Origin of the sequence: Salinarimonas sp., assembly GCF_040111675.1 — a bacterium.
Classification (GTDB): domain Bacteria; phylum Pseudomonadota; class Alphaproteobacteria; order Rhizobiales; family Beijerinckiaceae; genus Salinarimonas.
This window is the reverse complement of the sequence record NZ_CP157794.1, coordinates 1,189,390-1,201,718: the sequence shown is the minus strand read 5'-3', so window position 1 is coordinate 1,201,718 and position 12,329 is coordinate 1,189,390. Positions and strand designations below refer to the sequence as shown.

Below are 12,329 nucleotides of genomic sequence, written 5' to 3'. Positions count from 1 at the left end.
GCGTCTCCAGAAGTGAACGATCCTCACATAAGCACGCGCGCGCGCCGTTCAACGCCCCGCCCCGCCGTCGGGATGCGCTTCCTTCACCGCTCCCGCGACGAGCGCGTCGACGCCGCGTTCGAGAACCGCCTCCGGGTCCTCGCACAGGCCTCCGAGCCGGCCCGACGCCGCCAGCGTCGCGACCCCGTGCGAAAGCCCCCAGACCTGAAGCGCCAGCGCCCGCGGATCGTCGACCTCGAGCCCCCGTGTCGCGAGCGAGGCGGCGAGGCCGTCGACCAGCATGGTGAAGGCCCGGCGGGCCTCGGGCGTTTCGGTCGCGCCCTGCGGCGCATTGGTCGAGAACATGGCGACGTAGTAGCCCGGCTCCTCGCGCGCGAAGGCGAGATAGGCCGCGCCCATGCCGCGGAGCGCGTGCGCCGGGTCGGCGCCGCGCGACAGCCGCGCCGTGAACGCCTCGAAGCCGCGCCGCGCCACCTCGGCGAGCAGCGCCTCGCGGTCGGCGAAATGGCGGTAGGGCGCGGCCGGGCTGACGCCGGCGCGCCGGGCCGCGTCGGCGAGCGTGAAGCCCTGCGGGCCCTTGTCGGCGAGGAGCTGCTTCGTCGCCTGGACCAGCGCCTCGCGCAGGTTGCCGTGGTGATAGCCGCGCCGCGCCGTCGCGTCCGCGACGGGCCTTTCGCGCACCCGGCTCATGCGCCCGCGCCCCGACCCGTCGGCGGCCCGCCCATGCTAGGCTGTGGCGAAATCCAACGGGAACCTGTCGCCGCCATGCTGTCTCTCCTCGATCTCCGGCGCCGCATCGACGCCGGCGACCTCACGCCCGCCGCCGCCCTCGACCTCTGCCGCGCGGCGATCGCCGCCCGCGAGCCCGAAATCCGCGCGCTCGTCCATCTGGACGCGCATGCCGCCCCCGGTCAATCCGCGGCCGGCGCCCCCCTCGGCGGGATCGCCGTCGGCGTGAAGGACATCATCGACGTCGCCGGCCTGCCGACCCGGATGGGCTCGCCGCTCTACGACGGCGACGTCCCGCGCGCCGACGCCCCCGTGGTCACCGCGCTGCGCCGCGCCGGGGCCGTGCCGCTCGCCAAGACCACGACGACGCCCTTCGCCTTCCTCGACCCCACCGAGACCCGCAATCCCGCCGCGCCCGGCTGCACGCCGGGGGGCTCCTCCTCCGGCTCCGCCGCCGCGGTGGCGGCGGGCATGCTGCCGCTCGCGCTCGGCACCCAGACCGGCGGCTCCGTCATACGCCCCGCCGCCTTCTGCGGCGTCGCCGCGATCAAGCCGTCCGCACGGCTGCTGCCGACCGTCGGCGTCAAGTGCTTCTCCTGGACGCTCGACACCGTCGGCCTGTTCGCGGCCACGGTGCCGGACGTCGCCTACGCGCTCGCCGCGATCGCCGGCCGCCCGGAGCTGTGCCTGCCCCCGGGCGACCCGCGCGAGACCGGCGCGGGCCTGCGGCTCGGCGTTCTGCGCCAGGGCTTCGCCGGGGAGGCCGAGCCGGAGGCGCAGGCCGCCCTGGACGAGGCCGCGCGCGCCGCCGAGCGCGCCGGCGCGCGCATCGTGCCGCTCGCCGATCCGCCGCTCCTCGCCGAGGCCTGGCGGCTGCATGCGACGATCCAGAACTTCGAGGCCGCCCAGGCGCTCGGCTGGGAATACGACACCCATCGCGACGCCCTGCCGCCGCTGCTCCAGGCGCTGCTCGACGAAGCGGCCATCGTCGAGCCCGGCGCCTACGACGACGCCCGCCGGGTGGTGCACCGCGCCCGCGGCGCCGCCGGCGCGCTCTTCGAGGAGGTCGACGCCATTCTGGCCTACGCGGCCCCCGGTCCGGCGCCGCGCGGCCTCGGCTCGACGGGATCCTCGAGCTTCAACCGGCTGTGGACGCTGACCGGCGACCCGTGCGTCGCCGTGCCCGGCATCCTCGCCCCCGACGGCCGTCCCGTAGGCGTGCAGACGATCGCGCGCTTCGGCCGCGACGAAGAGGCGTTGCGCGCCGCGGATTTCGTCGCCGCTGCCGTTGCTGCAGCGCGGTAACGCGCTGTGGAGAAAGAGTCGCTATCTCAGGCATTTCAATGCTTTAACCGATGATTAACCAATCTCCGGCCAGCCTGTCTCGAACAATCGTCGTCGCGACGCTTGCGGGCCGCCCGTTGCCTGCTAAATTGTCGTCGGTCCCTCGACAGGGAGGATGTCAAATGGGCCGCTACGCGAAGCTTCATCTCGTACCGAAGTTGAACATCGCGGCGTTTTGCGCGGCGCTGGTTTTCGTCGGCGCCATCGTGATCGGGGCCTTCTGAGGAAGGTTCGGACGCGCAAGGGACACAACGACAAGCACCGTATCCCCCACCAGTTTCGCCGCCGCCGGCGCCCGCCGGCGGCGGTTTCGCTTGAAGGGCCGGGCCGGGCGCGCCACATCGGTCGCGAACGCCGCAGAGGCCCGTCAGAGAGCCCATGAGCGAGACCCCGAGCTTCGACACCGACTTCGACCAGCCGCCCGGCGCCTGCGTGCGGGTCTCGCCGCTCGTGCGCCGCATCGTCGCCGGCAACAGCGGGCCGGTGACGTTCACCGGCACCTGCAGCTACGTCGTCGGCCGGGGCGAGGTCGCCGTCGTCGATCCCGGCCCGGACGATCCCCGTCACGTCGAGGCGATCCTGGCCGCGACGCGGGGCGAGCGCATCACCCACCTCGTCGTCACCCACACGCATCGCGACCATTCCCCCGCCGCCGCCCTGCTGCGGCAGGAGACCGGCGCGGCGATCGTCGGCTGCGGCCCGCATCGCGAGTCCCGCGCCCTGGGCGCCGGCGAGGCCAACCGCATGGAGGCCGCGGGAGACCGCGCCTACGCGCCCGAGCGCATCCTCTCCGACGGCGATCGCGTCGAGGGGCCGGGCTGGACGCTCGTCGCCGTGGAGACGCCGGGCCACACCGCGAATCACGTCGCCTACGCGCTGCCGCAGGAGAACGCGCTCTTCTCCGGCGACCACGTCATGGCCTGGTCGACCACCTTCATCGGGCCCCCCGACGGGGCCATGGGGCCCTACATGGCCTCGCTCGCGAAGCTCCTCTCCCGCGACGAGACGATCTACTGGCCGGGCCACGGCGGCCCCGTCACGGAGCCCAAACGCTTCGTGCGCGCGCTGATCGCCCACCGCCGCCAGCGCGAGGAGGCGATCTTGTCGCGCCTGCGCGCCGGCGACGAGACCATTCCCGACCTCGTCGAGACCGTCTATCGCGGCCTTTCCCCCGCGTTGAAGGGCCCCGCGGCGCTCAACGTCTTCGCCCATCTGGAGGACCTTCGGCGCCGCGGCCTCGCGGTGGCCGAGGAGCCCGCCACGGTCGAGAGCCGCTGGCGCCCGGCCTGAGCCGTCGCGCGCCGTCTTGCTAAAGGTCGCGGCGGGCCTAGTTCGAGCCGAGACAGCCGGAGCGGGAGGAGCCTCTGACAGACCTCGTCGTCAAGATCGCCGGCGGGCTCGCGCCCGTGGACCCGCAGGCCTGGGACGCCTGCGCGCTGGGTCCACAGGCGGCGGCGTTGGGCGTCGATCCCGCCTGCCCCTTCGTCACCCACGCTTTCCTCTCGGCTCTCGAGGAATCGGGCTGCGTCGGCGAAGGCACCGGCTGGGGTCCCGCCCATGTCCTCGTCGAGGACGCGGCGGGAACGCTGCTGGCCGCCGCGCCGACCTATCTCAAGAGCCACAGCCAGGGCGAGTACGTCTTCGACCACGGCTGGGCCGACGCCTATGAGCGCGCCGGCGGGCGCTACTACCCCAAGCTCCAGGTCAGCGTGCCCTTCACCCCCGCCACCGGCCCGCGCCTCCTGGTGCGGCCGGGGCCGAGGGCCGAGGAGGCCGAGCGCCTGCTGATCGCCGGCCTTCAGGCCCTGCGCGCCAAGGTCGGCGCCTCCTCGATCCACGCCACCTTCCTGCCGAAGCCCGACTGGGAGCGCCTCGGCGCCGCCGGCTGGCTGCAGCGGATCGACCAGCAGTTCCACTGGCTCAACGACGGCTATCCCAGCTTCGAGGCCTTCCTCGAGACGCTGGCCTCGCGCAAGCGCAAGACCATCCGCCGCGAGCGTCGCGATGCGCTCGCCCCCGGGATCGAGATCGACTGGGTCCGCGGCGGTGACATAACGCAGGCGCATTGGGACGCCTTCTACGAATTCTACGTCGACACCGGCTCGCGCAAATGGGGCCGTCCCTACCTGAACCGCGACTTCTTCTCACGCGTCGGGGAGCGGCTCGGCGAGCGCGTGCTGCTGATCCTCGCCCGCCGCGAGGGCCGCCACATCGCCGGCGCCATCAACTTCATCGGCGACGAGACCCTCTACGGCCGCAACTGGGGCTGCGTCGAGGATCACCCCTTCCTGCATTTCGAGGTCTGCTATTATCAGGCCGTCGACTTCGCCATCGCGCACGGGCTGCGGCGCGTCGAGGCCGGGGCCCAGGGAGAGCACAAGCTCCTGCGCGGCTATCGCCCGGTCGAGACCTATTCCGCCCACGAGATCGCCGATCCGGGCCTGAAGCGGGCCGTGGCCGATTATCTCGAGCGCGAGCGCGCCCATGTCGGCGAGATCGGCGAGGCGCTCGCGGCCGCTCTCCCCTTCAGGCGCGGGAGCGCTTGACCGGCGGCGCAGCGCGTCGTCTCCTCGCGCGAGCGAATCCGGGAGCCCGCCATGACAGCAGCCCAAGAGACCGCCGCCTACGACCCGAGCAACGTCTTCGCCAAGATCCTGCGCGGCGAGATGCCGGCGCACAAGATCTACGAGGACGACGAGACCCTGGCCTTCATGGACATCATGCCCCGCGGCGACGGCCACAGCCTCGTCGTCCCGAAGGCGCCCTGCCGCAACCTGCTCGACGCGCCGCCCGAGGCGCTCGCGGCCGTGATGCGCACGGCGCAGAAGGTCGCCCGCGCGTCCGTGGCCGCGCTGGGCGCCGACGGCGTGACCGTGCAGCAGTTCAACGAGAGCGCCGGCGGGCAGGTCGTCTTCCACCTGCACGTCCACGTCATCCCGCGCTTCGCCGGCGTCGCCCTGCGACCGCACAGCGGCGAGATGGCGAACCAGGAGGTGCTGGCGGCGCAGGCGCGCACGATCGCGGCCGCGCTCGCGACGTGACCGCGCGGACGACGCGCGTGCGCGTCGTCAGTTCAGCGCCTCCCAGGCCTGCTGCGCGCCCGCCACCACGTCGTCGAGCGTGAGCCCGAACAGCGACAGCCCCCAGAGAATGGCGAAGTAGAGCCCCACGAGGATGACCGGCACCAGGATCCAGCCGAGGATCTCCTCGAGCAGGTAGCGCCGCTTGCGCCGGCGCCAGCGCTCTTCCTTCGGCGTCAGCGGCCCGCGCTGCGTCTCCGTCCGGCTGCGCCGCGCCCGCGTCTCGGGCCGGCGCTGCGTCGGCGTCGGCTTGCGGTCGCGCGAGCGCCGGAACCGATCGAGAAGCCCGCCGCGCCGCGGCGCCTCCACGTGATCGTCGGTGACGATGCCGTCGTCGAGGTTCTCGGGATCGCCCAGCCGGTTGCGTCGATCGTAATCGTCCAGCACCGGCGCAGGCGGCTCGGGAACGGGCCGCGGCGCCGGCTGGGCATGCGCCGGACCGGGATGCGCCGACCGCGCCTGCGCCGGGCGCGGCTCGGCCCGTGGCGTCGGCGCGCTCTGCGGGGTCGCGCGCCCGCGCGCCTCGACCGCCGCGCGCAGCTGCGCCTCCGCGCGCGCCCGCGCTTCGGGGGAAATCGCCGCCCCCTGAGGCGAAACCGGTTGCCGCTGCGGCGGAGGGCCGACGACCGATTCCCGCGGCAACGGCTGCTCCCAGTCGGAGCGCGGCAGCGCCTGCCCGCCGGAGGGCGGAGGCGCTTCGTGGCCGGTCACCACGTGCGCGTGGGCGTCGACGATGTCGGGGTCGAGCGGCCCCTGCCCCGCGGTCTCGGGGCGGCCGCGCGGCGGGCCGAGATCCGGATCGAGATCGGCCGCCGTCGGGTCGTTGCGCGACGAGGCGGCGCGCAGGCGCGCCACCGCCTCGTCGAGATCGCGTTGCGTCATGCGCGCACCAGCGGGACCTTCGGTACGGTGCGCACGCCGCCGCCGCCGTTGCCGCCGTCACCGTTGCCGCCGTTGCCCGGCTTCTTCGGCGCGGCCTTCTTCGACGTCCGCGGCTTGCGCTTCGGCTTCTTGGGCGGATCGGTCGGCTTCTCGAGCTTCACCTTCGCCGGCTTCTGCGGCGCGGGATAGTACTCGAAGCCGAGCTTGTCGAGCCCGTCCACGTCCTTCTCGACCACGACCCGGACCGAGCCGCCGTCCTTCAGGCGCCCGAACAGCACCTCGTCGGCCAGCGGCGTCTTGATCGAGGTCTGGATCAGGCGGCCCATCGGCCGCGCGCCCATGGACTCGTCGTAGCCGTGATCCACCAGCCACTCGCGCGATTCCGGCGAGAGCGCGATGGTGACCTTGCGCTCGGCGAGCTGCCCCTCGAGCTGGGCGACGAACTTGTCGACCACCTTCATGATCACCTCGCGCGGCAGGTTGCCGAAGGAGATGATCGCGTCGAGACGGTTGCGGAATTCCGGCGCGAACAGCTTGTTGATCGCCTCCGTGTCGTCGCCCTCGCGCTTCGTGCGGGTGAAGCCGAAGGCCGCCTTGGCGAGGTCCGCCGCACCCGCGTTCGTGGTCATGATCAGGATCACGTTGCGGAAATCGACGTGCTTGCCGTTGTGGTCGGTGAGCTTGCCGTGGTCCATGATCTGCAACAGAATGTTGAACAGATCCGGATGCGCCTTCTCGATCTCGTCGAGCAGCAGCACGCAGTGCGGATGCTGGTCGACGCCGTCGGTCAGGAGCCCGCCCTGGTCGAAGCCGACATAGCCGGGAGGCGCGCCGATGAGCCGGCTCACCGTGTGCCGCTCCATGTATTCCGACATGTCGAAGCGCAGGAGCTCGACGCCGAGCGCCTTCGAGAGCTGGCGCGCGACCTCGGTCTTGCCGACGCCGGTCGGGCCGGCGAACAGGTAGTTGCCGATCGGCTTCTCCGGCTCCCGCAGGCCCGCGCGGGCGAGCTTGATCGCCGAGGTGAGCGCCCCGATCGCCGCGTCCTGCCCGTAGACCACGGACTTGAGCGAGCCCTCGAGGTTGGCCAGCACCTCCGCGTCGTCCTTCGAGACGGTCTTGGGCGGGATGCGGGCCATGGAGGCGATCGTGGTCTCGATCTCCTTCACGCCGATCGTCTTCTTGCGCTTCGATTCGGCGAGCAGCATCTGCGAGGCGCCCGTCTCGTCGATCACGTCGATCGCCTTGTCGGGCAGCTTGCGGTCGTGGATGTAGCGGGCCGAGAGCTCGACCGCCGCCTTGATGGCGTCGTTCGAGTAGCGCAGCTTGTGGAAGGTCTCGTAATAGGGCTTGAGGCCCTTGATGATCTCGATCGTATCCTCGACCGACGGCTCGTTGACGTCGATCTTCTGGAAGCGGCGCACCAGCGCGCGGTCCTTCTCGAAGTACTGGCGGTACTCCTTGTAGGTCGTCGAGCCGATGCAGCGCAGCGTGCCGGCCGCGAGCGCGGGCTTGAGCAGGTTCGAGGCGTCCATCGCGCCGCCCGAGGTCGCCCCCGCGCCGATCACCGTGTGGATCTCGTCGATGAACATGATCGCCTTGGGATGCGCCTCGATCTCCTTGACGACCTGCTTGAGCCGCTCCTCGAAATCGCCGCGATAGCGCGTGCCGGCGAGCAGCGCGCCCATGTCGAGGGCGTAGACGGTGGCGTCCGCGAGCACGTCGGGCACGAGGCCCTCGTTGATCTTGCGGGCCAGCCCCTCGGCGATGGCCGTCTTGCCGACGCCGGGATCGCCGACCAGCAGCGGGTTGTTCTTCTGCCTGCGGCAGAGCACCTGGATCGTGCGCTGGACCTCGCCCTCGCGGCCGATCAACGGGTCGATCTTGCCCTCGCGCGCCTTGCGGTTGAGGTTGACGCAATAGGCGTCGAGAGCATCGCCCTTCTTCTTCGTGCGCGTGTCGCCGTCCTCCCCGGAAGGCCGCTCGCCGCTCTCCTCCTCGACGCCGCGAGGCGGTCGGGCCTCGGTGGCGCCGGGGCGCTTGGCGATGCCGTGCGAGATGTAGTTCACCGCGTCGTAGCGCGTCATGTCCTGCTCCTGCAGGAAGTACGCGGCATGGCTTTCGCGCTCGGCGAAGATCGCGACGAGCACGTTCGCCCCGGTCACCTCCTCGCGGCCGGACGACTGGACGTGGATCACCGCGCGCTGGATCACGCGCTGGAAGCCGGCTGTCGGCTTCGCGTCGGCGCGATGGTCCGAGACGAGGTTGGCCAGCTCGTTGTCGACGTATTCCACGAGATTGCGCCTCAGCGCCTCGATGTCGACGTTGCAGGCCCGCATCACCGCGGCAGCGTCCTGATCGTCGACCAGGGCGAGGAGAAGGTGCTCCAGCGTCGCGTATTCGTGACGCCTCTCGCCGGCGAGGGCGAGAGCCCGGTGGAGCGCTTGTTCAAGAGAGCGAGAAAAGCTCGGCAAGGCTGGCCTCTGAGAATCTCGTGAGAGCTGCGGCTACTTCTTTTCCATCACGCATTGCAGCGGATGCTGGTGCTTGCGGGCGAAATCCATCACCTGCGTCACCTTCGTCTCCGCCACCTCGTAGGTGAAGACACCGCATTCGCCCACGCCGTTGTGATGGACGTGGAGCATGATGCGCGTGGCGTCCTCTCGCGATTTATGGAAGAACCGCTCGAGAACGTGGATGACGAACTCCATCGGCGTGTAGTCGTCGTTCAACAACAGCACGCGATACAGGTTGGGTCGTTTCGTGCGCGGCTTCGTCTTGGTGATGATCGCCGTGCCCGAACGCCCCTCGTCGTCGCCGCCGGTCCCGTCGGGATCTCCGGCGCCGATCGTCGGCTCAACGCCCGGCGCGCCCTTACGCGGCGCGCCGCTCACGCTTCCCCTTTCGAAGTTCCACCGAACCATGACAGCCGGGTCATCCATTCTTCTGCCGGATCGGACGCCCCGCTCGGGCGACGCGCCCGATGTCGATGAAAGCGCGTTGAAGCTCCAATGTATAGTCCCCCCACCCGGTTCGCCAGTGGTGGAAGCCGTATCCCGTGTCGCACGGTGCTCGACCCCCGCCGCGGCGCCCTTCGTCCTCTTCGTCATACGAACTGCTGAAGCCCCGGGATCGATCCCACGATGGGGCCGAGCGTGTCCTCGCCCACCTTCTCGCGGCCGTAGGCGAACAGCTCCTTGCCCAGCGGTTGCATCTGGTTCATCTCGACGCCGATCTGCATGAGCTTGCCGCCGAGCTGCATGACGCCGCCGCCCATCATGCCGCCGAGCGAGCCCATCAGCCCGCCGGCGCCCGACGCCTCCTCGCCGTCGGCCATGGCCTGCTCGGCGGCGGGCATGGCGGCGATGAGCGCGTTCACCTCCGTCTCGGGCCCCTCCTTGCGCAGGAAAGCGAGGATGATGCCCACCGCCTTGCGCGCGGTCTCCGCGTCGAGGCCGGTCTTCTCGGTGATGCGGGCGATGAGGTCGTCCATGGTGTGATCCTCTGTAATGCGGTCGTGCGCTTATGGGTGGCATCGCTGCGCGCGGGGCGCAAGCGCGACAGGCGAGCCGACGGGGGGAGAGCCGCAGGCCTCGACGCCGCGCGTCGGCGCCCCGCGCCACCCTCCGGGGTGGACATCGCCGTCTCCGCCGCTACCCTCCCCGGCAAAGGAGAAGCCTATGGACGCCCCCATCCGCCCCCACGCGGCAGCGCTCGATCGCGCCGCGACGGATCGACTCGTTTCCTGGATCGCCGACGAGCTGCAGACCTCCCGCTCCGCCTTCGACACGGCGAAGGCCGTCGCCGCCCGGCTCGGAGCGCAAAAGCACGGCGATCTGTGCGAGGTGATCGTCTGGGCGCCGGAGCTGCTCGAGCGGCGCGTGCCGGAGGACGACGTCTTCATCGAGGTGCTGGAGCCGGAGGACGAGCTCTCCCTCACCCGCGCGCGCCAGACGCTGCGCTTCCGCCGCACGCGGGTGCCGGTGGCGCGCATCGAGAACTATTGCGTCGCCGCGATCGCGGGCATGCGCGCGGGCACGCGCGATCACATCGGCAGCTTCTACTCCCTCGTCTGGCGCGACGCCGAGGAGCGCTGGACGCGCGTGCACGACCCGCTCGCCGCCTCGCTTCCCTTCGGCGCCTTCGCGCCGGCGGAGTACTACGACGTCGAGGCCATGCTCGCGGCCCGCGGCGACGCGGACTACTGGGCGGCGCTCCCGCCGGGAGATCCCGTGAAGCTCGGGCCGGTGGCGAACATCCTGCAGATCCACGCGCCCACCGCCACCGCGGCGATGACGCTCGCCGGGCTCACGCGCCACGTCGAGACGCTGGCCGACCGCGTGCGCCACGACGTTCCGCTCGCGCCGGCGGATCGGATCTTCCTCGGCTACGAGGCGGTGCAGCTCCTGCCCGTCGAGCCGACCACCGTCTACGAGGCGGGGCCGGCCTTCTGGACCGAGGAGGCGGAGGGCGCGGACGACGAGGGCGTGACGGTCGACCTGCGCCGGCCGGACACGACCAACTGGGGCTACGACATCGTCATTTCCGGCATGGCGGCGGTGAACCCGGCGCTGCTCGAGACCGGGCGGCCGGACGAGCTCGTCGACCTGATCGCGGCGCTCCACAATTTCCCCGGACGGCCGAAGAAGGTGATCCTCGACGTCGTCTTCGGCCATTCGGACAACCAGGGCCTCGACGTCCTCAGCCACCACTACTTCGCCGGGCCGAACATGTACGGCCAGAACGTCAACTACCGCAACCCGATGGTGCGGGCGATCCTGCTGGAGATGCAGCGGCGCAAGGTGAACTACGGCGCCGACGGCGTCCGGGTCGACGGCGCGCAGGACTTCAAGTGGTGGGATTCGGACGCCCAGGTCCTGCGGCACGACGACGAGTACCTGCAGGAAATGGCCGACATCGTCCAGGAGGCGGCCGGGCGGCGCTACAGGCCGTGGTTCATCTTCGAGGACGGCCGGCCCTGGCCGGAGGAGGACTGGGAGCTCTCCTCGACCTATCGCGCCGTGATCGAGACGCAGCGCGACGAAGACGTGTTCCAGTGGGGTCCGCTGACCTTCGCCCACAACACGCCGTTCCTCTACACCTTCTGGCTGACCAAGTTCTGGCGCATCGAGGAGATCCTCCACCACGGCGAGAACTGGATCTCGGGCTGCGCCAACCACGACACGCTCCGCCGCGGCACGCAGATCAACCCCAAGCTGAACATCAACACGCGGCTGGGCGACACGCGGATGGAGATCCTCGACAAGGCCTACGACCATCCCGCCGCGCAGATGCTCACCTACGCCGCCTTCCCCGGCGTGCCGATGGACTTCCTCAACGCCATGGCGCGCGCCTCCTGGGGCTTCATCCGCAACCAGGACGACCGCTACGGGGTGAAGATCGTGGCCGAGGAGGCGGTCTCGCTCGGCTGGCAGGTCGACTCGTACACCTACTCGATGCCCGCCTCCTTCCCGCGGCTGAAGGAGCTCGGCTTCACCGATCGCGACGGGCTCGACCGCTTCTTCCGCATCCTCGCAGCCCTCGTCGAGGTGACGGATTACGATCTCGACGTGATGGCGAAGCTCTTGAACGAGGTCGACCCGCCGCTCGAGGGGCCCACGCCCTTCACCGCGCCCGTGCTGAAACGGATCGCGCGGGCGTGGATGGACGACATGCACGACTATTGCAACGTCTCCAAGTACCTGGATTCGCTGGGGGACGCGCACACGGACTACATGCTGCGCCTGCGCGAGTTCCGCATCGCCCGGCCCTGGCTGCGGCAGGCGTTGGGGCCGCGGGACGTGTTCGACTTCGAGAAGCCGACCCGCGGCTCGGTCGCCTTCCGCTCGCTCCGCCACGGGCCCGACGGCGAGCAGGTCTTCGCCGTCGCCCATCTGGAGGGCAAGCCCTACCTCGACCTCGACCCGACGACGCTCCCCGTGCCGGGGCTCGAGGGCGGCGGCTGGGAGGTGGCGCTGCGCTCGCCGCCGATCGGGCCGGACTACATCGGCGGCCCGCTCGACCTGCACGACGGGATGGCGGTGCTCTATACGCGCCGGCGGGGGTGAGAGGCTCCACCCGTGTCATCCCCGGCCGGAGGTCGCGTAGCGACCGGAGGGGAAGGGGACCCAGCATGACATGGGCGCCGCGTAGCGGCGGCATTCGGCGGCGACCAGCCGCCTGGTCGGCGGCCGTGGAGCGCCTTCGGCGCTCATCCTGCGCTGGGTCCCCTTCCCCTCCGCGCCTGCGGCGCTCCGGCCGGGGACGACAGGAGGGGCGCCCCGTCGCCGGAGC

The 12,329-nt window shown here is 71.1% G+C and carries 10 protein-coding genes; 5 read left to right on the top strand and 5 right to left on the bottom strand.

The window, feature by feature from the left end; all coding sequences use genetic code 11:
* Positions 1 to 48 precede the first annotated feature (48 nt).
* On the bottom strand, positions 49 to 690 hold the full coding sequence (locus ABL310_RS05540; protein WP_349370698.1) for a TetR/AcrR family transcriptional regulator: 642 nt from the start codon (positions 688 to 690) through the stop codon (positions 49 to 51).
* Positions 691 to 765: 75 nt separating this feature from the next.
* Between ABL310_RS05540 and ABL310_RS05535 the strand changes: the two genes are divergently transcribed.
* The 4 genes from ABL310_RS05535 to ABL310_RS05520 all read left to right on the top strand — a co-directional run bounded on the left by ABL310_RS05535 (position 766) and on the right by ABL310_RS05520 (position 5,114).
* Positions 766 to 2,034: an amidase gene (locus tag ABL310_RS05535; RefSeq protein ID WP_349370697.1), complete on the top strand. Its 1,269-nt coding sequence runs from the start codon at positions 766 to 768 to the stop codon at positions 2,032 to 2,034.
* Between the two features lie 417 nt (positions 2,035 to 2,451).
* Positions 2,452 to 3,363 carry an MBL fold metallo-hydrolase gene (locus ABL310_RS05530; RefSeq protein WP_349370696.1) on the top strand — a complete coding sequence of 304 codons (912 nt, stop codon included), beginning with the start codon at positions 2,452 to 2,454 and terminating at the stop codon, positions 3,361 to 3,363.
* A gap of 74 nt (positions 3,364 to 3,437) precedes the next feature.
* Entirely contained in the window at positions 3,438 to 4,619 is a 1,182-nt protein-coding gene (locus tag ABL310_RS05525; protein ID WP_374730397.1) for a GNAT family N-acetyltransferase, read from the top strand.
* Between the two features lie 51 nt (positions 4,620 to 4,670).
* Positions 4,671 to 5,114 (top strand): HIT family protein, encoded by a 444-nt coding sequence (locus ABL310_RS05520; protein WP_349370694.1) that lies wholly within the window; start codon positions 4,671 to 4,673, stop codon positions 5,112 to 5,114.
* A 27-nt stretch (positions 5,115 to 5,141) separates the two neighbouring features.
* Here the strand turns inward: ABL310_RS05520 and ABL310_RS05515 are convergent, their stop codons facing one another.
* From ABL310_RS05515 to ABL310_RS05500, 4 genes are all read right to left on the bottom strand, one after another.
* Positions 5,142 to 6,035 carry a hypothetical protein gene (locus ABL310_RS05515; protein ID WP_349370693.1) on the bottom strand — a complete coding sequence of 298 codons (894 nt, stop codon included), beginning with the start codon at positions 6,033 to 6,035 and terminating at the stop codon, positions 5,142 to 5,144.
* Entirely contained in the window at positions 6,032 to 8,509 is a 2,478-nt protein-coding gene (gene clpA, locus ABL310_RS05510) for an ATP-dependent Clp protease ATP-binding subunit ClpA (protein WP_349370692.1), read from the bottom strand. The genes ABL310_RS05515 and clpA overlap by 4 nt, the downstream gene beginning before the upstream one ends.
* 33 nt (positions 8,510 to 8,542) lie before the next feature.
* Positions 8,543 to 8,929, bottom strand: coding sequence for an ATP-dependent Clp protease adapter ClpS (clpS, locus tag ABL310_RS05505; RefSeq protein ID WP_374730369.1), 387 nt, complete (start codon positions 8,927 to 8,929; stop codon positions 8,543 to 8,545).
* A 212-nt stretch (positions 8,930 to 9,141) separates the two neighbouring features.
* Positions 9,142 to 9,528: a DUF2267 domain-containing protein gene (locus ABL310_RS05500; protein ID WP_349370691.1), complete on the bottom strand. Its 387-nt coding sequence runs from the start codon at positions 9,526 to 9,528 to the stop codon at positions 9,142 to 9,144.
* Between the two features lie 187 nt (positions 9,529 to 9,715).
* Between ABL310_RS05500 and gghA the strand changes: the two genes are divergently transcribed.
* Complete coding sequence (gene gghA, locus ABL310_RS05495) at positions 9,716 to 12,103, top strand: glucosylglycerol hydrolase (protein ID WP_349370690.1); 2,388 nt, start codon at positions 9,716 to 9,718, stop codon at positions 12,101 to 12,103.
* Positions 12,104 to 12,329: the final 226 nt, after the last annotated feature.